This is a genomic window from Photobacterium proteolyticum (genome assembly GCF_001939735.1).
GTDB lineage: Bacteria > Pseudomonadota > Gammaproteobacteria > Enterobacterales > Vibrionaceae > Photobacterium > Photobacterium proteolyticum.
Genome location: NZ_MJIL01000090.1, coordinates 120,386 through 143,894, shown reverse-complemented (window position 1 = coordinate 143,894; position 23,509 = coordinate 120,386). Strand labels below are relative to the sequence as shown.

Sequence of the window (23,509 nt, the reverse complement as noted above, 5' to 3'; positions counted from 1 at the left end):
GATTAATGATGAAGCCTAACAAAACAGTCGCTATGCGCCGTTAGACCAACGGCGCATAACAGCAGATTACTTCGAGCCTGAAAGCATCTTGCCTTGTGGTACGTGGTAAGAAACAAGGCCACCTTTTTCCATTTTGCCGCCGTTGTCTTCATGCCAATGCAACTGATCCAGCTGAATGTAAGAAAGTGCAATACTTTCAAATGGCTGTGCACCGTCAGAACCACTTACGTTGTATGAAACAAGACGGGCTTTATCCAGCTTCACTTGGAAGTAGATCTCAGCTCCTGAACCGTCACGCGCAGGTTTAGTGAAAACGATCTCAACATCTTTACCTTCAGGGCCTGGGCTGAATAGGAAAGACAGCAGGTCTTCAGATGCGCCGTCCACTTCTTTAGTGATATTTACTTCACTCATAGCAACCATGCCTGAGTCAGCATTCGTGCCATTACCAATATCCATAGCAACAGATCGGACTGCACCCCAGCTGTATGAATTTAGTGCGAACCAACCCTCACCCGGCAACCCTTCAATTGTTGCACCGCCATCAACTTGAACACCATCGATACGCATGTAAATGCTCGCCATAATAACTATCCTCTTTCTTTATGATTAAGCAGTAACAGCACGATCTACCACTGCAATGCACCGCTAGATTTCGCTTGCTGCTCTGTTTTTCGTGGTTCTTGATTAGGTGTTTTCTCTGTTTCAATAACAGGGGAAACAGGCTTCATTTCTCCTGCTGGTACAGGCTCACGCCTGTCCGCCAGCGGAGACAAAGTGGGAGACGGAGTCACTGTGTGATTAACCTCAGGCAAAGTTACCGCCCCATCTTCATCCAACCCGGTCAGATTGAATATCCGATCAATCGTTTCTTGTTGATTCGATAGCAACTCAGTCATTAGTTCAGGTAACGGCATATACCCCCAGCGTATGGCTTTCTCAAGCAAATATGCCACCGGACTGTGAGGTTCAGTTTTTCTGAAATAATCAGCAATATCTCGTATTTGGTGAAATGCCTGATCACGGTTAGCCACTTGCTGATTGGCCAGTGATGCGATTGAAACAGTCTGGGGAGCCGAAGGGCTCCCTTGCATGTCAACGTAATCCGAAATGGTTCCTTGGGACTGCTCTACAGCCTGTTCCGTTTGTACAGGAGAAACAGGTTGCGTTTCGCTCACTGGCGGGGCTGCAGTTACCGTTAATCCAGAGATAAATTCAATCGCACGCAGCATCTTGTTTATTAAGCTAATAACAAAGTTAAAACCAACCGTTGGCTGACCATTTTGCTTACAGGTGTCAGCCACTGTTTGTTCAATCGCAACAAAGCTCTGTTTGATAGCTTCAAGATTATTAATTAGCGCGACTATCGTTGTCCGCTGACTCAGGGCCTGATTATGGTATTGGCTACGAAGCTCAGGTAAATTGCCTTTGTGCTCTTCACTCTGGAAATGGGAGTAATCTAGGTCACCAATTAATGGCGTCATCAGCAACGGGGAATATAGCAGACCGCTATTTTCACTCTCACCTACCAGCTGGACAAATGCCTTCACCTTAAACGCATTAATTTCACGAGATCGTTCATCTTCACCCTCAGCTTTAATTTTGTTATTCGGTAAAATAGGCTGAAGTGAATCCCAATGTTTAACTACTAATTCATGCAACCATGCAGCGACTTCTTTAGCCCCTGATAAGCTAGGGTCAATAATGATTTGGGCCGCCACCATCCACCCTGCTAATTCAATATCTCGGGATGAATTAGCAAACACATTGGTGAGGCTAGTAGACAATATATCCCAATTATTACGGTTCTCTTCCAGCAGTGAATCTAGCTCACTCAACTCGGGATGCTGAGAGAGTTTTCTCAATGATGTTTGAGCTAAATTGAACTCATTGCGAAGTGGCCGAAATGCTTGTCTATCTGATTTTAAATACAAGCCGCAAAAGCTATCTTCCATCAATGGTGACAATAAGCCCTGGCGTTGGCTCTCTGTAAATATCATTGTGTCCGTCACTTATATTTATTAGTAATTACTAAACAAGCTCTATTAATAATGTTCATTACAACAGCCGACTAATAGAAAACAGGTTGCATGCACACGTACTTATATTTAAAAAACCATACATAGCAATGAGACATGTTGCTCATCTCTTTATAATCATTAATGGTACCTAATATAGGATTTTGAATCCTATCAGCTGATTATGTAATTTAACAATATTTTTTTCCTCATCAGACCACACATGAATTTTGTATGGAATGCTAGACAAAGTTAAAACGAACAATGAACTTCTTAATTTCGAGATATGTGACAATAAAATAAAGCCACGAATACCACTAAAGAGGTATGCAATAAGGCTTGCATGGCCAATGCAATCGATTTCAACCTAAGGTTGTTTTTAAAATGCTATTTTTTTACAATGATAAAATTGATGAAGGTGAGTATTCTTAACTAGACACAAAAAGTTGCAATATACTTGCATCTTTATACGTAAATTGAAATTATACTCATAATATTAAGTTTTCTCAGACTAATTGAACAAACTCATCTGAGCTGTTTAAAAGGTACATTTAATATATAATTATACTTAACACCTTTAGTAATTTATAAATAAAAACCAAATTTGTTAATGCATCCTAATTACTAGCTAAAAAAGAACCAAATTTAACATAGCGATAACATTTGGCTTGATTTCAACTCAACATGCTTTCACTTTTTGAGTCTTTAATAATCTTTGCAGAACAATAAGAGAGTCACGACATGTCAGCCCCCAATTATAATGAAGAACAGCGCCCTATTCTTGCAAAGTTGGATGGCAAGGGGCCGTACATCGTTACCCACTTAACGATAACAGAACAGATCTCCGATAGTTCAAATTTCACTGCAACTATTATTTCAAAAGAAAAATTATCTGAAAAAGCCCTTGGTAAAGTTCTGGATATTCAATACTTGCCCGGTGTCGAAGGACATAGAAAAAAAGCCCGAGCTTTCTATGCCATTATCTCATCATTAGAACACCTTGAATTTAGTCTCAACAAACAGCTTTATACTTATCGTGTCGAAGCGATAGATCCGCTTTCTATCTTTGCCTATCGAACAACCAGTCGTAGTTTTCAGGACATGACCACAAAACAAATCATAGAAAAGGTCTTGTCCGATTCCGGTATGAAAAGCTACTTCAAACTCTCACCTCGTGGAGCAGGCGTCAAACATAACTATTGCATTCAATACAATGAAAGTGATTTGATCTTTATTAAACGTCTGTTGGCTTCCGAGGGTTGGCACTACCATTGCGATCATAGCGGACGACAGCCTACCGTGGTCATCGCGGACAATAACCAAGATTTTACTAAAGCTGAAAACAGTGAGATTCCTTTTGTTATTCAGGCTAATGAGAAAACAATGTCGATCAGCCATTGGCACTACCGGAACCAACTTGGCACCGGTAAATTATCTTTGGCCGACCATAGTGAAGAGCTGGCAGAATGCTTAATCAGTGGAGAGAGAAACACCACTATACCAGCCAAAAACAACGCCCTCAGCGAGTACTTTTTTGGTCAGGGTAATGCCACCAAAAGTGCCATTCGAGATGCTGCCAAAAGGCAGATGGAGAGCCGCGATTGCCAGAAAGTAACCGTGTATGCAACCTCCGCAATCCCGTCACTCGGTGCCGGTATGCGTTTTACTCTTACCGACCATACCGAGGCCCTATTCAACCAAGAGTATGTCATCACCCAGGCAGAGCACGTCTTTGAGGCCAGTGAGTCTGGCTCCCATACCGAGTATCAGAATAGCTTCAAATGTATTCCGGCAAGCTTAACTTGGCGACCAGTTCTTATTGATAAACCGCGTATACATAGTATCCAGAGCGGGGAAGTGAGCGGTCCGAGCGGAGAAGAAGTCAACCAAGACAAAATCGGACGGGTCAAGGTACACTTTCATTGGGACAAAGACGGCAAAAAAGATGAAAACAGCTCATGCTGGATCCCTGTTGCCCAACCCACTGCCAGTAATGGCTTTGGCGTCCAATTCATTCCTCGTATTGGTGACGAAGTACTTGTAAGCTTTATTGATGGCGACCCGGACCGCCCAGTGATCTCCGGGTCAATATATAATGGAAAAAACAAACCGCCATATAATGCTGCCACCCAAAGCGGGATCAAAACAAGAACCACGCCCAATGGCAGCAGTAACACTGCTAATGAACTCAGGTTTGAGGACAAAAAAGACAAGGAGGAAATCTTCCTTCAGGCCGAAAAAGATTTCAATATCAATGTCAAAAATGACCTCAAACATACTATCAAGGGGCTTGCGAGCCTAGAAGCTGAGAAAACTGTCGGCTGGAAAAGCAAAGAAGCCATGAGCCTTGATACAGAAGATCAGTTCACGGCCAGCGCTAAAAAAGACCTATCATTACAATCTGATGCCACCATCAGTAGCAAAGCCGGTAAAAATGCAGAAATAAGCGCCTCATCCAAGGTCCTCATTGATGGCCAGAGCATCGCCCTCAAAGGCAAGACAAAAATCACACTCTCCGTAGGCAGTACCTCAATTGAACTTAGCCAAAGCGGAATTAAGATTTCAGGTGCGCAGATTTCAATAAAAGGGCAGGCGAAAGCAGAAGTAAAAGCCGCCATGGTTACCATCCAGAGTCAGGCGAAAACCGATGTCAAGGGAGCGCTGGTTGAAGTAAACGGCAGCGCAATGACACAAGTAAAAGCGGGTGCGATGGTTCAGATCCAGGGTGCAATAGCGAAGGTTAACTGATGACTTACTTAAAGATCCCACACCTATCAGCCAAGGATATTTTATCCAGCTACGAAGCAAGCGACGAGATCCTTGAGCTGGCAGAACAATATAATGAGCCGGCATCCCTGATTGATGCCGCTATAGAAGCCGAGTTTTTTAGCGATACTGCCATCTTTATCGCCCATGCGCTACCCGTAAGGGAAGCAATCTGGTGGGCATGCTGCTGTGCCGATCAGCGAAATGACTGGAGCCCGGAAGAAACCAACGCGATCCGGGCAGCAAAAGCCTGGGTTCATTCGCCAGATGAAACATCGCGGCGGTTTGCTGAGCAAATGGCAGAGCAGGCTCAGTTACAGACGGGCGCTGGCTGGGTAGCCCAGGCTGCTTTCTGGAGTGGCGGTAGTATGATTGCAGCGGGAGAACCAGTTGTACCGCCACCGGAATATTTATACTCCCACGCAGTAGCTGGCGCGGTAAATCTATGCGCGGTCTTGCCTGATGGCCTTGCTGCTAAATCTCGTTATACACAGTATTTCAAAATCGGTTTACATATCGCGCAAGGCGGTAATGGTCAAATAGGAGGGTAATCATGTTACCAGCAGCAAGGGCTACCGATATGCATGTCTGTCCGATGCAAACCCCGGCCGTTGTTCCAATCCCGCATGTTGGTGGGCCACTTCTCCCACTGCCAACAACAGTATTAATCGGAAATATGCCTGCGGCAACATTGGGGCAGATATGTGTCTGCGTCGGCCCACCAGACAGTGTGGTGAAAGGCAGCGCTACCGTACTGGTAAACAGTAAGCCTGCAGCTCGTATGGGAGATACCACAGCGCATGGTGGAACCATTGTAATGGGAATGCCAACCGTGTTGATCGGTGGCTAAATCTCAATACCGTTAGTTAGAAAATCGATGATATCAAATTTAATAAATAACACTTCATCATAATAAACATCAGACAAGACAGGGACATTAAGTAATTATGAAAGACACAGCAAAAAATCGGCAACTTATTGAAAAAGCGGTTTATTTATATAAAATTGCATTTTCTAACGCGGCAAAAAGCTGTAATGCCAAGGTCCGATACGCTTCTCAACACTCTATACTTTGGGGGGCAATGGGACCAAATGGTTTTGATCCGGACTTCTGGAAGGGGCTTTGTGCCGGTCTGGCTATCGAATGGATGAAGGCCCAAAAACAAGGGCGAGATTTAATACTAAATCTAGATACTGCACGTACTGATGTGTTTACCTTGGCAGCAGGAGAACGCCAGCACTTAGAAGCGATTAAAGATGATATAGAAAGGTCTCATTATCAACAAAATACGTTAGTCAAAGCATTAGATGGCATATGCTCACCAAGTGGTAATAACGATTCAAGCCTCTACCCGTTCAATAACGCTTGTTCAGTTATGAAGCCTGGTAGGATGTATTATATGTCGAGTGGCAGTCATGCCATTGCAGCAATTTACCTCGGAACCAATAACATAATTTTTTATGATCCCAATGTTGGTGAAATGCATGGCGCCACTAAAAAGGCATTCCAGAATTACTTAAAATCGGCCGCAGATAGTTCTTGCCAAGTACAAGGTATACCGATTACAAGCATCAAAGGGAAAAAAGCAATGTCCATAATAGAATGTATCTAGTAGGACTTTCCGTAAATGCTGCAAACTGATTTCATCCAGCCGTCAATTACCAACAAACTAATCGTAGAGTATAAGCCAGATCCTGATTCTCGATGAAGCTACATCTACGCTCAACTTCGGAGTTAAAACGGCGATTCAGGAAGCCTGTATCTGTTGATGGAGAAAAAGACAGTGAACGCCATCGCTCATCGATTGTCTACGATCGCCGCCACAGAGTGATGAGAACCTATACTTTATCAAAAAACAGACGGACTTGATAATAGATGGCGATGGTATGGCAACATCCCTCGCCATTTAATCAACTCTCGAAAAGCTAACCAACTTTAGGTCGACATTTTACATCTACAGCTTGCGGAAACAGCCAGCTAACCAATGTTGCCAAGATCACTCCGCAGATTAAGCCTCCACCATTAGCGGCCAGATCCAGCCACTCACCATAGCGATTGACATAGGGCTGCAGAATTTCAATCCCACCGCTCCAGCCAAACAAAAACAAACTAATCACTGGCCAGCGCTTCGGCTTTCTTAAGGCAACGGCAAAAACCAGTGCCGCATAGGCAATAAAATGGTGGGTTTTGTCTGTGCCCGGTACGCCCGGTAAACTCACCAAAGGCGTAAGGGAAAGATAAGTAATAACGGCTAATAGAAAAAGCGTAATCGCGAGCCAATGCTTGTGGATCAGGCGAATAATGAATGTCATTTTATGTCTTGCCAAGCCTTGAGTAGATAATTAACGTATACCCAAGCAACCTCAGTTACTCGTTTCGCTTTGAATCCTGCATCTTAAGATCGTTTGGGTATAACAACGAGCAGTATATAGAAACCTCCAGAGATAGACATTCCTTTACAATGAAGAAAATCTACCAACCACTCTTTGATAACAATAACCCTCCGGGGGAGATTTTCTTTGGCCACGAAGTCTTTCTTCCCAATACCACGACACCACGCCACAGCCACCCGTGGGGGCAGCTTCAGCTGATTAATGGCGGGATTTTAGAGCTAACTACCGACGAAAAGCGCTTTCTCTCACCTTCTCAATATGCGGTATGGGTACCCGCCGGTATTGAGCACGAAAGTTTTATGCGGCGTAGTTTGAACTACTGCTCTATGAATATCGAATCAACGCTGGCCGATGCACTTCCCCGCTATGCCTGCCTACTCGAAGTCAGTCCGATCATGGAAGCCATTGTCGGAGACTTAAAACAACGGTGTATTACCGTACCGGAATCAGAACAAGATTTACGTTTAGTGAAAGTGTTGCTGGATCAGGTCTTAAAAGCCAAGGAACACGATCAGTTCCTGCCCAGTAGCGATGACAAACTCTTAAAACCGATCCTGCAGGAACTTGATGAAGATCCTACCACAACGAAAACGATCAAAGACTGGGCAGCTCAATTGCATACCACAGAGCGGACGCTGGCCAGACATTGCCAAGACAAATTGGGAATGAGCTTCACCGAATGGCGCCAGCGCCGGAAGTTTATCTACTCGCTCCATCTATTGCGCAAAGGGCTTTCTGTCAAAGAGATAGCTTTCACCTTGGGCTATCATCAGGCATCCCCGTTTATTACGCTGTTTAAGCGACACGCACAATGCACACCTGAACAATACCGACAGCGGTTTTATTCCAATGCAAAGTGATGTTCAGGAAATTATCTAACAGTAAACTGAAAGATCCCTATTGAGCCTCGGTCTATATTTAAGAAGCGCAATAGGGGGAATAATGAAGCTGTTGTTAACTCTTTTCTACGGACTTATCTTCACTCTGCCGTTAAGTATGCATGCCGCATCGCTTAACGGCTTTACTCTTGATCGCCTTACGGTACCTGTCGAACAAATCCTTTCTGGCGGACCGGGTAAAGACGGCATACCCGCGATTCTCAAGCCGAACTTTGTTAGTGCCAGCAAAGCGCATTTCCTCAAAGGGCACGATACCGTGCTTGGCCTAACGATGAACGGCGAAAGCAGAGCCTATCCGATCAAAATTCTTAACTGGCATGAAGTTGTCAACGATAGCATTGACGGCCGCCACTTTGTTATTAGCTACTGCCCGCTGTGTGGCTCGGGGATGGCTTTTCTTGCCAAACCCGGTAAGCAAACACTTACTTTTGGTGTTTCTGGACTGCTCTATAACTCAGATGTCCTTATGTATGATCACCAGACTGAATCGCTCTGGTCGCAAATTCATGGCAAGGCGATAAGCGGTGGTGCCTCCGGCACCTCCCTGACACAATATCCGCTGAAACTGACCCGCTGGAAGCAATGGTTAGAGGATCATCCCAACACCAAAGTCCTCTCGACGAAGACTGGCTTTTACCGCAGCTATTCTCAGGATCCCTATGCCGGTTATAGCCGCACACCGCGCCTGTATTTTCCGGTCGCCAATCAGGCACCATCAACTTATGCGGTAAAAGAAACCGTATTGGGATATAAAGGCAACAAGCAAAATATCGCCTTCCCGTTTTCTGAACTACGGAAGCATGATCAAGAGAAGTTCAATTATCAATTCGAAGGAAAACTGTTAACGATTCATTGGGATAGCCAAAATCAATCGGCTTGGATCAGCGACTCAACCGGTCAGCAGCTAAGCTCAACCATGCTGTACTGGTTTGCATGGTATGCCTTCTATCCGGATACGAAAGTCTTTAAGGCCAGCCAATAAACCATACTGAGTTTGAATAGAGCTCAAACGAAGGGGAGGAATCGAAGGCGTCCCTGCCTTCAGCTATATTTAGCTTATCATTTGAATAATTTAGATTGCGTCTTCGACAGGAACCAAGTCTTCCTGCTCTTCTTCCTGCTTATCGGAAAGCTTATCTATCATCAGAGCAATAACACCGTCGCCGGTGACGTTACAAGCGGTACCAAAGCTGTCTTGCGCCAGATGCAGTACAATTTGCAGGGCAATCATCTCTTCGGTAAACCCAAGCATCGACCCTAACAAACCAACAGAGGCCATGACTGCACCACCCGGCGCGCCAGGTGCTGCCACCATAGTAACGCCCAGCATGGCGATAAATGGCAAAGCTTCAATCAAGCTCGGTACTGCACCAGCGCCAGTCATAATGATGACCGCCACTGCAACGCTAGCGATACTGATCACCGAACCAGACATGTGGATATTGGCACACAATGGCACAACAAAATTGGCAATAGTGTTAGACACACCATTTCGCTTGGTCTGCTGCAGAGTAACCGGAATGGTCGCCGCTGAAGACATAGTACCAATCGCAGTTAGGTAGGCAGGCATCATGGTACGCAACAACGTCAATGGGGATTGCTGCATGACTGCACCTGCAGTAATAAACTGAACAGCTAGCCAGAACCAGTGCATCGCGATAACAGCCAGCAATACCAGGCTAAACGTGTGCAATGTGGCAAATACCGTCCCTTTGACCGTCATATCCGCAAAAACACCTGCAATATAAAATGGCAATGCCGGAATGATCACTTTATTCAGAAACAGCTCAATGATATCGCGGCCCTGATCACTCATTCTTTTCAGCTGATCGGCACCTGTGCTCGATATCCCCAGCCCGAACATAAAGGCAATCGTCAATGCCGTCATGATATTCATCAACGGTGGTATTTTAAGTTCAATAAATGGTGCCAGAACGGTTTTCACCTCAGGCATATCACCAGCGCCGCTTAACAAAGCCGGAAATAAGTTCTCAGCGACAGTGAAGGCAAAAAGACCGGCCCCTAAGGTAGACAAATAAGCCAGACCAACGGTTTTTCCCAGCAGCTTTCCTGAGTTTCTAGGTAAATTTGCAATACCGCTCGTAACATAAAATAGAATTAGTAAAGGTATAGTAAATTTAATTAACTGACTTATAAATACCTTTGCCGTTATCAACCCTCTTATTATTAGATCGGGTGCAACCATCCCTAATAATATACCTACAATTATTCCACACAATAGCTTAATAATTAGCTTCATTATATTGACCTGTCTTTTTCACAAAAAGATAAGCAGACAGCTTAGCTACCCGCTTTTTGGAAACAATCTTGTTACAATCGCATCAATTAACACCAGTTTATGGAGCGAATTATTATTTTCTTCCTGTTCAATATTTATACTCACTCCAACCATGGCTATTGAGGCTGTGCCAAAGTAGATATTCATCAAAAAAAAGCAATAAAAAAGCCCTGCATCATCAAAGTGACTGGCTGTTACTGAATAATATTTAATAAAAGCTCATATCGAGACAATATTCTGAATATTTTCCATAGGAAGTATAATTATCGAGCGATCACACAGATTCAGCACTGTTGTCGATAGTTTAACCGACGAACTGACCGTGCTATGCCTAACCACCACTGATTTGCAACAAGTTTGCAAAATAGAAGGTCAACAAACCATCGCGCATGTATAAAACACAATAATCAATGATAGCCATTTCTATTGCTATTTATTTCCCAAAACCCAATACTTTCATTGGGTGAAATAAGGACAATAGAACCATGCTTAACAAAACAACCATCGATCAGTGGCGTGTCTTTGCAACAATCATTGAAACGGGAAGTTTCTCCAATGCTTCAAAGCTGCTTTTTAAATCGCAGCCGGCACTAAGTTCGACAATCAAGAATTTAGAAAGTATTACCGGAAAGAAACTGTTTACCCTAGAGGGACGCCGCGCAGTCCCCAGTCCGTTTGCCCTGCAACTATTGCCGTTGGCAAAAACCTTCCTCGCCGAAGCCAATTTGCTTGAACAAACAGCCTGTCAACCGAGCGAGCAAGCCAACAAAACACTTGCGCTGGCTATAGATACCCTTTACCCGCCTGAACGTTTGGCGCAAGCAATCGATATATTTACCCAGCGACATCCATACACAAACCTTAAGATCTATGAAACAACCTTGTCTCTTGCCAAAGAAATGCTCGAAGACAATCGCGTAAGTGCCATCATTTCATCGCTTGCGCTTGCAAGTCACACGTCGGCTCCAATCGCTACAATCAGTAAACATCTTGTCGCAGCCCATTCACACCCATTAGCTCAAATGGACAATGTAGAACTACAGGACTTATCCAACTACTGTCAGGTGATCCTGACCGATCTCGGCTCGAGAACAAACCTGTCTACAGGTCTACTGCCAGGTAGACATAAAATAGCGACAAGCAATGTCTCAAGCTCTGCCAACCTTGTGCGTCAGGGTGTTGGCTTCGCATGGCTTCCAGAAGCCGTTATAGATGACAAGACAATGGCAAGAGTTCAACTCGACGGTTACGCGACACGTGAAGTACTGCTTCAATATACCTATCACCCTAGCCACAAAGAGATTGAACTACTCGTTGAGCTAAAAGAATTACTCCAATAATAACTATATCAACAGCAATTTTTCCTATTAAGAACATATACCCAGATTAATACATCATGAAAACCTATAATTATCATAAGAAATAGCGATGTTTATTTTTCTGATATAAGATTGAGTTAATCATAAATAGATGCCAAAGTTCTTTGAGTCACATTGAGCAGGCATCTTCTATGCAATATTTAAAGAATATATTATTAACAGCTCTTGCACCTATTATATGGGGGTCCACCTATATCGTTACCACAGAATTACTTCCAGAGGACCAGCCATTTACTGCTGCGCTTATTCGATCTATTCCTGCTGGATTAATTCTCCTATTGTTATTCCCGGCTCGTTTAGGACGAGAGAATGGATTAAAAATGCTCATTTTATCTGTTCTGAATATTGGTATTTTCCAGGGATTGCTTTTTGTTGCCGCCTATCGGCTGCCGGGAGGTGTTGCGGCTGTTGTTGGTGCCATGCAACCAATTATCATCATGGTAATCATATGGTTATTGGATAAAAACAAACCCAGGTTTACAGTACTGGCTAGCGGTATCTTTGCCATCGTCGGTATGGCGACAATCTTCGTTAATAACAGTACATCCTGGGATCACATCGGCTTGATGGCTGCGTTTGCCGGTACTGTCTCCATGTCACTAGGCACTTTTCTATCTAAACGCTGGGGATCAGAGCTTCATATTATGTCATTTACCGGATGGCAATTATTACTAGGCGGTATATGCCTTGTCCCGTTTGCCATCGCCTTTGATACACTTCCATCAAGCATTACGTTGAACAACTTCATTGGTTATTTCTATTTAAGCTCATTTGGCGCATTGCTAGCTTATTCCTTATGGTTCAGAGGCATTAAAGCCCTGCCATCCACCTCTGTATCCTCATTAGGCTTACTAAGCCCGATAACCGCACTCACGCTCGGCTGGATAATTTTAGGAGAAGATTTAGGTATCAACCAAATCGCTGGCGTGGTGACGGTTCTGGTTTCAATTTTATTTATCGTCAATCACTCGAATAAGGCCAAGAAAACGCCAACACACGTTTTATCGAATAACAGTTAATCTCAAGGAGACTTATCAATGGATACTTCGCGCATACAACATTACTTAGAAAGTCGTTCAACAACCGGAAAATATGATCCGGCTAAAAAAATCACTGCAGAAACAATCTCTGAATTGGTCAGACTTGCAACGTACTCACCGTCAGCTTTTAATCTACAGAACTGGAAATTCGTTGCTGTTCATTCCGAAGAGCAGAAATCCAACTTATGCCAGGCTGCATATGGGCAACAACAAGTTAAAGATGCTTCAGTGACCTATATAGTCTGTGGTGATCTGGAAGGCTACAAGACACTAGGAGACGCGCTTCAACCATCGGTAAGCGAAGGCATCATCACCGAAGAGATCAAGGCAACATGGGTCGATATGGTGACAGAATCGCACCAAGACAATTCAGAGCTTCGAAGAGACGAGGCCATTCGCTCAGCTTCACTTGCATCCATGAGCCTGATGTTTGCGGCAGACGAGCAAGGGCTATCCACCGGCGTTGTTGGCGGCTTTGACACTGAGGCGGTTCAATCAGCATTTAATCTGCCATCGTCTATCCTTCCGGTCATGTTAGTGACTGTCGGCTACCCAGCAGAAGGAAACTGGCCGCAAAAAATGCGCAAACCGCTACAGGAAGTGTTAGAGATAATTTAAGGTGAGTGATACTGCTCACTCACCTTTGCTCTGAAGACTTATTGCTTGGGTGGAATGTCTTTGATTGGCTTGGCAGGCGACCCGACACATACTGTGTTGGAAGGCAAATCCTTATTAACAACACTGCCAGCCCCAACAACCACATTATCGCCAATCGTCACGCCCGGACACACAGTGACATTGGCACCAAACCACACATCGTTACCTATGGTAATGCTCTTGGCAAACTCCTCGCCAGAAGCTCGCTCAACCGGATCAAGCGGATGCCCGGCAGTCGCTATGACTACCCCAGGTGCCAGCAAGCAGTTATCGCCAATATGAATAGGGGCACAATCAAGAATTGTACAACCATGATTGGCATAGAAGCCTTTGCCCGCCTTGATGTTGTAGCCGTAATCACAGTTAAACGGCGATTCAAGGCACGCATCGCTTTCTTGCCCCAGTAATTCGCTAATGAGTGCCTGTCGGGTCTCTGGTTGGCTCGGGCTAAGGTGATTTAGCTGGTGACACAACTCTTTGGCTTTCTGGCGCTCTGCTAGCAACTCGGCATCCCAGGCCTGGTACATCAAGCCTGACAGCATTTTTTCTTTTTCAATCATCGTATTTCCGCATTATCCAATACTTAAGTTGCCACTATTATGAAGATCATGGCTTCTGTAATGTGAGAGAAAAACACCACCAGCACACCAAAATATACACCGGATCACATTCCGTGCGACGCCAGATCTCACGCTGTTAATCGAACAAACTACTTATGAGTTCTCAATACACCAAGGCGACGGATCGTTGCCTGCACCGCCTGAATAGATGCCGTATAAGCCAGGTTCTTCTGCTGCTCTGATATTGGTAGCTTGTTGGCCTGATAGTCCTGGCAACCACCATTCCACCTTGGGCCCGAGATGGATCAGCGACTGTCACCAGAAAAGCATCGCTATCAGCTAACGGTTAATCCGAATATCCGTGGTCTATGATTGACTCATATCTACTATCAATGAGTCGGCATTATGCCCAAGCGTATCAAACTGGAGTTTACTGGCAGTGACGGTCAATCCATCGCCGGATTACTGGAGCTGCCAAACAGCAATCCCCACACCTTTGCCCTGTTCGCCCACTGTTTCACCTGTGGCAAAGACGTTGTATCTGCATCCCGTATTGCACGATCCCTGACGGCGAATGGCTTTGCCGTTTTTCGGTTTGACTTTACGGGGCTCGGCAGCAGTGATGGTGACTTTGCCAATACCAACTTCTCGTCCAATATCGCCGATCTTATCCATGCAGCAAACTACCTGCGTGAACATTACCGCGCGCCAGCCCTGCTGATAGGCCACAGCCTGGGAGGAGCAGCCGTGCTGGCCGCCGCCGAATCCATTCCCGAGGCCAGCGGCGTAGTAGCCATTGGCGCTCCCGCCGATCCTCAACATGTCACCAAGCAGTTTGCCTGTCAGCTTGATGCCATCGAGAAGCAAGGAGTCGCGGAGGTCAATCTGGCTGGCCGCCCCTTTACCATCAAAAAACAGTTTCTGGATGATCTGGCCGAGCATAACCAGCCTGATAAGATAGCCAAACTCAGAAAAGCACTGCTCATCTTTCACTCGCCAGTCGACCAAACCGTCTCTATCAAAGAAGCGGAAAAAATCTATCAGGCGGCCAAACACCCCAAGAGCTTTGTTAGCCTCGATGGTGCCGATCACCTGCTTACCAACGCGGCCGATGCCGAATATGTGGCATCGACAATTGCTACCTGGTCATCACGCTATGTCACTGCTGCAGATGCAATCGACCGACAAGATAACCCGCTCAGCAAAGGTCATGTATTAGTTGCAGAAAAGAATCATCAGTTTACCCGAACAGTCTTGTCAGACAGCCACGTATGGCTGGCCGACGAGCCTACATCCGTCGGCGGCAGCGATCTTGGCCCCGATCCTTACGAGCACTTATTAGCCGCATTGGGTGCCTGCACCTCAATGACCATTCGGATGTACGCCAACCGAAAACAAATCCCGCTCGAAGATGTCACCGTTGAGCTCAACCATAGCCGACAGCACGCGAAGGACTGCGAAGAGTGTGATGTTAAAGACAGCCAAATTGAAGTACTCTCCCGCTACGTCACACTCAAAGGGGCGCTCACCGAGCAGCAACAGCAGCGATTACTGGAAATTGCCGACCGTTGCCCGGTGCACCGTACCCTGCACAGTGAACTAGAAGTGAAAACGATTCTGAAGGAATAACGGCACTTATCATTACCTACAGCGACGTCCCCGGTTATTTTCTTTACAATGCAACCAGTCTAACATACTGCATTCGATGACCGTTCTATGATAGAACTACAATAAAAATCAATGCGTTGACTGTAACGGTAGCTTAACTACCGTACTCGGCTCAGGAAGGAAATGGATTTCGATGCAGACACCTCAATACAATCAAACCCGCTCGATAAAACAACTGCTCAGCTATGGTGCTCTCATCATCGTGCTGTTTCTCGGCACTTTCTTCTATGCCGAGCAAACACTTAATAATAAACGAGCGCAACTTATCTCCCTGGAAATTCAAATTCTTAACGCATCCAATGACATGTTGATGATGCGCCGACATGAAAAAGATTTTATTGCAAGAGTGGACTCGCAATACCAGGAAAAAATGACAGCGGCTTATGAGCATATCGTCATCAACCTCAATGATATCCATAATACGATTCAGGCCAACGATCTTGCCACTGACTACGATCCCCAAGTTACCCTGGACTCAGTCAATACCTACTACCAAACGTTCATCACCCTTGCTGATATGCTTGTTCTAATCCGAGGAACCAACGAGAAACCTGGGCTAATCGACAAGCTCAAAGACAGTACCCTCAGCCTGGAAAAGGAGGTCAACGCTTCGAGAAATAACCGGTTAGATGAGCTAACACTTACCACGCAGGATTTGATGTATCAGTTTTTCTCAGACTTCGAGGCAGATGTACTTCGAGAAATAGATACAACACTGGTTCAAATCCGTAGTGAAATCGCCCAAACACCCAACTCTACTTCACTGAATTAAGCATTTAATCAATTTAATCTTGATTTCTATGCCCTTCAGCGCGCCTTTAAAGTATTTGGCTACGATCACAACCAAGGCAGGCATCGTGAGTTAAGAAATACCATTCACATACTCGAGGACAAACTCAACGCACTGTTTTCTGTAATTCCGCAAAAGATTGCCGAAAAGCTAAGCTATTTCGAACTCATCAAGCTCCTTGCCGGTAGTGTCTTGTGCCTGTCTATCATTGCCGTTCTGCTCTATGTGGTTCATCAAACAGGCAAACTGGAAAACCAACTCATCAATGCTCGTGAACACGAGAAACAAGCCAACAAGGCCAAGAGTGCCTTCCTGGCCAATATGTCACATGAAATCAGAACACCGCTCAATGGTATTTTAGGGATGACCGAAATCTTGTCAGACTCCCGTCTCACGGCCATTCAGAAGGACTACCTATCAACAATCAATGCCTCTTCACAAACGCTGCTGATGCTTATCAATGATATTTTGGACCTCTCCAAGATTGAATCCGGCCACCTCGAAATCTGTCCGCATACCTGCGCAGTTAAAGAGATCCTATTCGATACTGCAGCCCTGATTGCGCCCAAAGCACAGCAAAAGAATATCGATATTCATATCGAACTTGACCCATCGCTGCCTAACTACATCAAAGCCGACGAACAAAAGCTCCGCCAGGTCATCATGAACCTTGCTTCAAATGCAATTAAATTCACCGAAAAGGGTTCCATCACATTCTCGGTCAAACTGGTTATGCAGACGAATCTATCCACGACGATCTACTTTTCTGTCGCCGATACCGGAATTGGTATAGACAAGGATAAACAGCAACATATATTCGATGAGTTTAAGCAGGAAAATGCAGACACGTCAGCTCAATATGGCGGAACAGGCCTTGGCCTGGCCATTTCAGCTAAGATGGTCGAGCTCATGGGTGGGAAAATCCAGCTTATCTCAAATAAGGGTCAGGGAAGTCAGTTCTATTTCGACGTTAAGTTCAATAATGACGAACAACAGCTATCAACCGATGAGCCAATTGATATTGTTTATTTCACCAAAGCGACCAATGCACTGCTGGTCGATGAAATTCAGCGATTCGGTCATCATGCCACAATCGTTCAAAGCGCCTCGACCATACCTGCGTCAATACAGCAAGTCGGCTTGATCCTTGTTGATAATTTCGAGATGTTACAAGACGTTGAGAGTAACTACTCTCAATACCCTATTATTTATATTCGACGCAATACGGAAACTATCAGCACTGACACTATCAACGGCTCAAATAACATCACAGCATTTGTTACAGCCCCGTTGTTTGGTACCCGACTCAAAAAAGCACTGACGACAGCCGTGAATCATGACTTACCAGAACCTGCGAGCCCCCCAACGGCCCCGCAAACGCTAAGAAAGAAAATCCTGATTGTCGAAGACAACAAAGTTAACCAACAAGTTGCCTGTATCAACTTGAAGAAGATTGGGCTCGATTACAATCTGGCAAATAACGGACAGGAAGCGGTCGAATACTATGAGCTTCACCATGAAGCTATCGGCCTCGTGCTGATGGACTGTATGATGCCTGTTCTCAATGGTTTCGACGCCACGCGCTCCATTCGCCAGTTCGAAAACGACAACGGCTACCCTCGCACACACATTGTGGCGTTAACCGCCTCTATCCTCGATGACGACATTCAAAAGTGCTTCGATTGCGGAATGGATGATTATCTGCCGAAACCCTTTAAACGCGAGGTTCTCATAGAGAAACTAGAAAAACAGTTGGGCTTGGTAGGTGAATCTTAAGGGTAAAAAATGACTAAACTAGGCGAGGGCTGTCTGGCCTGGTGCTTTAGCAATTGCTCGAAAGTTGCTGTGTAAACAATGCTCCAGAACTGAATTAACGTTCCTTTGAGGGCTATCAATACCCAATCAATCTTTCCGATTACACTTAGCCCTATCTATTGCGATACTGATATTCCTGCGAAGGTAAACGATGACCGAATTCGAAAAAATGGTAAACGGCGAAGACTTTGACGGTCTCGATCCGGAGATCACCGCACTCAGAAACCATGCTGCGGCACTGAAGCAACAAATAAACAATAACCCAGGCGATACCCTGCAAGACTTGATGGAACAACTGCTCGGCTCCTTCGGCGAAGGGAGTATCGTAACACCACCCTTTCTATGTGAATTTGGTAAAACTATCCATATCGGCAGCAATACCTTCCTCAATATGGGGGTTACCATGCTCGATAACACCGAAATCCGCATTGGCGACAACGTGCTCATCGGGCCAAACACCCAGTTCTACACCCCAACCCACTCTCTGGATCACCTGAGACGTCGTCGCTGGGAAACAATCTGCAAGCCTATTGTGGTTGAAGATGACGTATGGATCGGTGGGCAGGTGGTGATCTGCCAAGGTGTCACCATTGGTGCCCGTTCTGTGGTCGCAGCTAATTCAACCGTCACCAAAGACGTTCCGCCTGATACCCTGGTCGGGGGCTCACCAGCCCGAATCATCAAGCCACTCAGCTAACCGCCTATAGAAGAACAGCTACAAGGATGTAGTTGATCGCCTAGCCTTCTGCCATTGCTTTAGTCTCTATGTAAGTTTGCTTATTGCTTGCCCTGACATTGATAATATTGCCAACAACCATCAGCAAGCCACCCATCATAACCGCCAGCTCAACAGCTTCTCCATAGAACAACATACCGACTACAGCTATCAGCGGCAGACGCAGAAAATCGAGTGTCACAACCACACTGGCATCAGCGTGCTGCATGGCCTTGGCAATACAGTAGTGAGCTGATAAACCGGTGAGCCCAACGATGAGCAAGTACAACCACTCGCCCCCTTGTGGGGTCTGCCAATCAGACAACATCAACACCAGGCTAATGGGTAACTGGATAAGAGACATATAAAACAGGATAGTTAACGGCGACTCAGTCAAAGAAAGTGACTTGGTCGCTACATATGAAGCCGCAAAACTGACTGCGGCCAGTAATACAATTAAGGATGCCGGATTGAATACCGCGGCTGTCGGCTGAATAATAGCAATGACTCCCAAAAGTCCCAGACCAAGAGAGACAATCTTCACCTTGGTGAGCTTCTCACCCAGAAATACACAGGCAATCATCAGCGTCCACAACGGCACCGTAAACTCAAGCGCAAACACTTCAGCCAGTGGCAGCAAGGTAATGCCGAGAAACCAGCAATACTGACCGAGGAAGTTCATAAGGTTCCGGCCAATTTGCAAAGCTGCACGTTCTGTTTTCAGCAACTTCTGCTGACGGCGATAAAATACAATAGTCGAGATTACCGCCAGCCCTATAAGGCTACGGAAAAAAAGCATTTCAAATGGCGAAATACTACCGCCCAGCTCTCTGACACCAATCGCCATCAGCGAAAAAGACAATAATGTGCCAACCATCCAGTACACAGCAACCATCAAAAACCTCGTATCCTTGCTCTCAAGTGGATAGCCAGTGCCTTAAACCGCGGAAAGATGTTACTACACCTATGTTACACAACAGGAGCTTGCGTTTTATAACAGGAACATAGCTTTTAAAGCAGAAACATGGATTTTAAAACAGGCACTTAGCATCAAGAAGAACGTTCAACATTACCAGCTTTTGATAATCATATTGTTAACTGGCGTCACAGCTAACAACTTATTTTTCTCAACTTGCTCGGACTGATACCAAAACGCTTTCGAAATACCTTGCAAAGGTAACTGACATCCTGAATCCCAATCTCATCAGCTAAGCTCTGCAAGCTATGATCAGAGTTAATCACCCGCCAGTGGATATGTTTCAGACGCATCTCAGTCCAATACTCCCTTGCCGTCACCCCCAAATTTTCTTTGAACAAGCGATCGAGTTGTCGGCGGCTAATAGCGAGCATATCTGCCAGCTCATCGACCGTCCTGGATTCGGCCAGTAACTGGCGCATTAAGCTAATTGCCCGCCCGACATGGCGCCCAGCCGTATTATTGGCCCGTATATCTTCATCCAGAGACTTTAGCTGATGAAGCTGCCCGCGCGCCTCATCCACCAGCATATCAGCCAGCCCTTTTAGGGCCTTAGCCCGACCACAGTGGCGCGCCACCAGCTCGACGGCCAAATCTACCGCGGCACTACCGCCGGCACAACTGATCCGCTTACCGTCAATACAATAGAGCTGTTCTGTCTGGATCGCGATTCTCGGATAAGCAGTACGAAACTCCTGAACATGCCGCCAATGAACCGCCACGCTATGATCATTTAACAACCCGGCAGCCGCAAACAGAAAGCACGCATTATCAATGCTTACCAACGCAACCCCTTTGGCAGCAGCTTCGCGTAACATACCACCATAGATATCCGTAAGTTGCTGGCTACTTCTGGCACTACGGCCACCGAACACAACTAAATAATCGTAGGCCTCCAACGCAATCTCAACGGCAGCTCTCTGCGCCACCACAGGTACACCGCTACTCGATATTACCGGCTCCTTATCGATACCAACAATTTCCCAAGAACAGTAACGTTGCCGGCTATGATCTTCTTCATCAGCCGAAAACCGCAACTTATCGAGGAAACCACCAAACGGCAGCATATTAAATTCGGGCAATGGCAAGAGCAAAAAGCGTACGTCAGGTGATGACCCTGTTGGTAGTGCCTCGCTTTTCAAAAAGTCAGATTCAGTCATACGGAGTTCATTCGTCACATTACAGTCTTGATATTACCCTATAACGTCTAAATAGAACCAAGATATTATGCACCGTCCACCCTATACTGGGCGCATCACTGTTGATTACTCGATGAAAGAAAGGAGCAATTGTGACTTTGGAAACTTGGCTGATTTATCTGGTTGCCGTTATCGGATTGTCTTTTGCTCCTGGCCCCAACGGTTTGTTGGCGCTCACCCACGGCGCAATGTATGGGCACCGAAAAACACTGGCGACAATCTGTGGCGGTGTGCTTGGCTTTATTGTGCTGATTGCACTGTCTATGTTCGGTATCGGGGCTGTATTGCTAGCATCGGGGGAAGTACTAACCGTATTTAAATGGTTAGGCGGGGCGTATCTGATCTGGCTCGGGCTACAGCTCTGGCGCTCACCGCCGATCCGTCTCGATCCCATTGAGGGAAAGGCGATAAAAAGCAATATGGCTCTGTTCCGGCAAGGCGGACTCGCGGCGGTTTCAAACCCGAAGGTGTTGTTATTTTTTGGCGCTTTCCTGCCGCAGTTTATTAATCCCGAGCAGGCCCTGTTGCCGCAGTTCATTATCATGGCAGCAACGTTTGCCGTCGTTGAATTTACGGTTGAGTATCTGCTTGCCCGTGTCGCCTACAAGATCCGCCCGTGGCTGGAACGCAGCGGCAAACGTTTTAATCAGGGATGTGGCGGGATCTTTGCTTTTCTCGGGGCCAGCCTTCCTCTGGCGCAATAACCCCATTAAAGAATATGTGCGGGTAAGTGAAATACGGAACTTACGGAATAGGAACCTCACTTATCCGCACAGCCAACCCTACCTCTAGCCCAATGCTCCAGTAAGTTTCAACAATACCTGTTCAACAACAAGGTACTGCTCTTCCATTAGTGCTATTTGCTCACGGGCTGCCTTATCATTGCCTTGGGTAGCCTGCTCAACAGCAGCTTCGGCATGTTCATGCACCCGCTTATGCGGTACTTCAAGCGACATAAACAGTCGGTTTCCTTTGAACTCCTGACGGACATTATCTGAGTAATACCACTTACCGATACCGCATTCTTCGGAGGATATGACCGAAGGAGGCACAGGCTGATCCGGGCTGTTGACGAACTTTATGATATCACTGCGCAGGAAGGTCTCATCTATCATCGCCAGCTCAAGCTTAGAACGCCAGTTGGCGGCTTCCAGATCGGACTGTGTCTCCCCAATTCGTGCCAGCTGCGTCCCAAGATCATCCATGGTTACCGCCGTATCACCTGCCACCAGGTCAATCCGGTTAGACAAGGTTTGATTTAAATCACCAAGCTGAGAGGAGCTCTGAGTCAGGCTCGATAAGAACACATCTGCATCTTTCGCTGATGCGCCAGTTGTGCCGGACAATGCACGTACTTCATTAGCCACAATCGCAAATCCTCGGCCATGCTCTCCTGCCCGTGCCGCTTCAATCGCCGCATTCAGAGACAGCAAGTTCGTCTGCTCGGCAATCTTACTAATATCACTGATCACTGCCGTGGTTTTCTTGATCTCTGCATTTAAGCCGTCGAACGTACTCATCTGCTGTCCCTGCAGCTGAGTCAGATCGGTGAGTTCACCCGCCAGCTTTTCAATTCGTGTCTTGGCTTCGTGAGAAACGGATACAGCTGCACCAATGGCCTGACTGCTTTGCAGCAGGTTTTCATCCAACCATTGAAATGACTTACGCATTCTTCCCATTCGCTGATATAACGCGGTCAATTCAGCTTCATAATGTTGCTGGGTTGCAAGTGCTACTTCGAGTTCCTGTTCCTTTTGCTGTAATTCCTTTTGTTGATGCAAGGAAAGCTCTCGTTGCTGTTCGAGTTCATCGTTTAGCTGGCTAACTTCAACAGCCATCTGCTGATGATTAATTGCATTATGTTTTGTTAATTTATTAGAGAAAAAAGAAATCACACCCATTACACCGCGTCCTATTACCCATATCAACTACTGGTCTGGTTACAAACCTTAAGTTGCATAATACATGCAACTTAATGAATTTGCGATAGGAAAAGTATAATTTCAGTATCTTACAAGCCTTTATTAGAAGCCGGAAAATACGCATATTGACACATAATTAAAACAAAAAGAGACAAATACCATTATTAATATAATGGTTAACAGACGCGTCAATAACCTGGCACTTACAATCAAAAATAATGACTTTATAATGACGGTGAATATATAAAACAAATCACACTGAAATAACAATCATCATTAAAATATGTGGAAATAAAAATGTATTTTTACAATTATTTGATAAATACATTATTAGCAGACTCACATTTATAATAAAGCCTGTATAATTCACGCCAATAATCAAACCCACTGATATAACTATTTACCAAGAGTT

General features: G+C 45.5%; 22 protein-coding genes and 1 pseudogene. 15 read left to right on the top strand and 8 right to left on the bottom strand.

Going from position 1 to position 23,509, the window contains the following annotated elements; translation table 11 throughout:
• Positions 1–66: 66 nt before the first annotated feature.
• Entirely contained in the window at positions 67–585 is a 519-nt protein-coding gene (locus BIT28_RS20770; protein ID WP_075766852.1) for an Hcp family type VI secretion system effector, read from the bottom strand.
• Positions 586–629: 44 nt separating this feature from the next.
• Positions 630–1,955 (bottom strand): type VI secretion system protein TssA, encoded by a 1,326-nt coding sequence (locus tag BIT28_RS20765; protein WP_245823823.1) that lies wholly within the window; start codon positions 1,953–1,955, stop codon positions 630–632.
• A gap of 804 nt (positions 1,956–2,759) precedes the next feature.
• Between BIT28_RS20765 and BIT28_RS20760 the strand changes: the two genes are divergently transcribed.
• The 5 genes and pseudogenes from BIT28_RS20760 to BIT28_RS30410 form a co-directional block, all read left to right on the top strand.
• Positions 2,760–4,766 carry a type VI secretion system Vgr family protein gene (locus BIT28_RS20760; RefSeq protein WP_075766850.1) on the top strand — a complete coding sequence of 669 codons (2,007 nt, stop codon included), beginning with the start codon at positions 2,760–2,762 and terminating at the stop codon, positions 4,764–4,766.
• The gene (locus BIT28_RS20755) at positions 4,766–5,335 is read left to right on the top strand and encodes a DUF6931 family protein (protein WP_075766849.1); all 570 of its coding nucleotides are present in this window, start codon (positions 4,766–4,768) and stop codon (positions 5,333–5,335) included. The genes BIT28_RS20760 and BIT28_RS20755 overlap by 1 nt, the downstream gene beginning before the upstream one ends.
• Positions 5,336–5,337: 2 nt before the next feature.
• Positions 5,338–5,634 (top strand): PAAR domain-containing protein, encoded by a 297-nt coding sequence (locus BIT28_RS20750; protein ID WP_075766848.1) that lies wholly within the window; start codon positions 5,338–5,340, stop codon positions 5,632–5,634.
• A gap of 97 nt (positions 5,635–5,731) precedes the next feature.
• On the top strand, positions 5,732–6,397 hold the full coding sequence (locus BIT28_RS20745) for a YopT-type cysteine protease domain-containing protein (protein WP_075766847.1): 666 nt from the start codon (positions 5,732–5,734) through the stop codon (positions 6,395–6,397).
• A 79-nt stretch (positions 6,398–6,476) separates the two neighbouring features.
• A pseudogene (locus BIT28_RS30410) lies at positions 6,477–6,613 on the top strand (ABC transporter ATP-binding protein); the annotation flags it as partial.
• 97 nt (positions 6,614–6,710) lie between these two features.
• On the opposite strand, the gene BIT28_RS20740 reads toward BIT28_RS30410, so the two are convergent.
• Positions 6,711–7,097, bottom strand: coding sequence for a VanZ family protein (locus BIT28_RS20740; RefSeq protein ID WP_075766846.1), 387 nt, complete (start codon positions 7,095–7,097; stop codon positions 6,711–6,713).
• Between the two features lie 149 nt (positions 7,098–7,246).
• Here BIT28_RS20740 and BIT28_RS20735 point away from each other — a divergent pair, with 149 nt between their 5' ends.
• Both BIT28_RS20735 and BIT28_RS20730 read left to right on the top strand, forming a co-directional pair.
• The gene (locus tag BIT28_RS20735) at positions 7,247–8,038 is read left to right on the top strand and encodes an AraC family transcriptional regulator (RefSeq protein WP_075766845.1); all 792 of its coding nucleotides are present in this window, start codon (positions 7,247–7,249) and stop codon (positions 8,036–8,038) included.
• Positions 8,039–8,120: 82 nt separating this feature from the next.
• A complete protein-coding gene (locus BIT28_RS20730) occupies positions 8,121–9,059 on the top strand; it encodes a DUF3179 domain-containing protein (RefSeq protein WP_075766844.1) in 939 nt (312 codons plus the stop codon).
• 90 nt (positions 9,060–9,149) lie between these two features.
• On the opposite strand, the gene BIT28_RS20725 is transcribed toward BIT28_RS20730, so the two are convergent.
• Complete coding sequence (locus BIT28_RS20725) at positions 9,150–10,337, bottom strand: dicarboxylate/amino acid:cation symporter (RefSeq protein ID WP_075766843.1); 1,188 nt, start codon at positions 10,335–10,337, stop codon at positions 9,150–9,152.
• Between the two features lie 524 nt (positions 10,338–10,861).
• Here BIT28_RS20725 and BIT28_RS20720 point away from each other — a divergent pair.
• The 3 genes from BIT28_RS20720 (at position 10,862) to BIT28_RS20710 (ending at position 13,413) form a co-directional block, all read left to right on the top strand.
• Positions 10,862–11,716, top strand: coding sequence for a LysR family transcriptional regulator (locus BIT28_RS20720; RefSeq protein ID WP_075766842.1), 855 nt, complete (start codon positions 10,862–10,864; stop codon positions 11,714–11,716).
• A gap of 170 nt (positions 11,717–11,886) precedes the next feature.
• Positions 11,887–12,774 carry an EamA family transporter gene (locus BIT28_RS20715; RefSeq protein WP_075766841.1) on the top strand — a complete coding sequence of 296 codons (888 nt, stop codon included), beginning with the start codon at positions 11,887–11,889 and terminating at the stop codon, positions 12,772–12,774.
• Positions 12,775–12,792: 18 nt separating this feature from the next.
• Positions 12,793–13,413, top strand: coding sequence for a nitroreductase family protein (locus tag BIT28_RS20710; RefSeq protein WP_075766840.1), 621 nt, complete (start codon positions 12,793–12,795; stop codon positions 13,411–13,413).
• Between the two features lie 38 nt (positions 13,414–13,451).
• On the opposite strand, the gene BIT28_RS20705 is transcribed toward BIT28_RS20710, so the two are convergent.
• Positions 13,452–14,012 carry a sugar O-acetyltransferase gene (locus tag BIT28_RS20705; protein ID WP_075766839.1) on the bottom strand — a complete coding sequence of 187 codons (561 nt, stop codon included), beginning with the start codon at positions 14,010–14,012 and terminating at the stop codon, positions 13,452–13,454.
• Positions 14,013–14,417: 405 nt separating this feature from the next.
• Between BIT28_RS20705 and BIT28_RS20700 the strand changes: the two genes are divergently transcribed.
• The 4 genes from BIT28_RS20700 to BIT28_RS20690 all read left to right on the top strand — a co-directional run bounded on the left by BIT28_RS20700 (position 14,418) and on the right by BIT28_RS20690 (position 18,982).
• Positions 14,418–15,641, top strand: coding sequence for a bifunctional alpha/beta hydrolase/OsmC family protein (locus BIT28_RS20700; protein ID WP_075766838.1), 1,224 nt, complete (start codon positions 14,418–14,420; stop codon positions 15,639–15,641).
• Positions 15,642–15,813: 172 nt separating this feature from the next.
• Positions 15,814–16,452 (top strand): hypothetical protein, encoded by a 639-nt coding sequence (locus tag BIT28_RS29060; RefSeq protein ID WP_083652013.1) that lies wholly within the window; start codon positions 15,814–15,816, stop codon positions 16,450–16,452.
• A gap of 210 nt (positions 16,453–16,662) precedes the next feature.
• On the top strand, positions 16,663–18,246 hold the full coding sequence (locus BIT28_RS20695; protein WP_083652011.1) for an ATP-binding protein: 1,584 nt from the start codon (positions 16,663–16,665) through the stop codon (positions 18,244–18,246).
• Between the two features lie 190 nt (positions 18,247–18,436).
• Positions 18,437–18,982, top strand: coding sequence for a sugar O-acetyltransferase (locus tag BIT28_RS20690; protein WP_075766837.1), 546 nt, complete (start codon positions 18,437–18,439; stop codon positions 18,980–18,982).
• 40 nt (positions 18,983–19,022) lie between these two features.
• On the opposite strand, the gene BIT28_RS20685 is transcribed toward BIT28_RS20690, so the two are convergent.
• Complete coding sequence (locus BIT28_RS20685) at positions 19,023–19,895, bottom strand: DMT family transporter (RefSeq protein WP_217696654.1); 873 nt, start codon at positions 19,893–19,895, stop codon at positions 19,023–19,025.
• A gap of 215 nt (positions 19,896–20,110) precedes the next feature.
• Positions 20,111–21,136 carry a GlxA family transcriptional regulator gene (locus BIT28_RS20680; protein WP_075766836.1) on the bottom strand — a complete coding sequence of 342 codons (1,026 nt, stop codon included), beginning with the start codon at positions 21,134–21,136 and terminating at the stop codon, positions 20,111–20,113.
• Between the two features lie 131 nt (positions 21,137–21,267).
• Between BIT28_RS20680 and BIT28_RS20675 the strand changes: the two genes are divergently transcribed.
• Positions 21,268–21,879 (top strand): LysE family translocator, encoded by a 612-nt coding sequence (locus BIT28_RS20675; protein WP_075766835.1) that lies wholly within the window; start codon positions 21,268–21,270, stop codon positions 21,877–21,879.
• Between the two features lie 84 nt (positions 21,880–21,963).
• Here the strand turns inward: BIT28_RS20675 and BIT28_RS30220 are convergent, their stop codons facing one another.
• Positions 21,964–23,076, bottom strand: a complete 1,113-nt coding sequence (locus BIT28_RS30220) for a methyl-accepting chemotaxis protein (RefSeq protein ID WP_075766834.1) — start codon at positions 23,074–23,076, stop codon at positions 21,964–21,966.
• Positions 23,077–23,509: the final 433 nt, after the last annotated feature.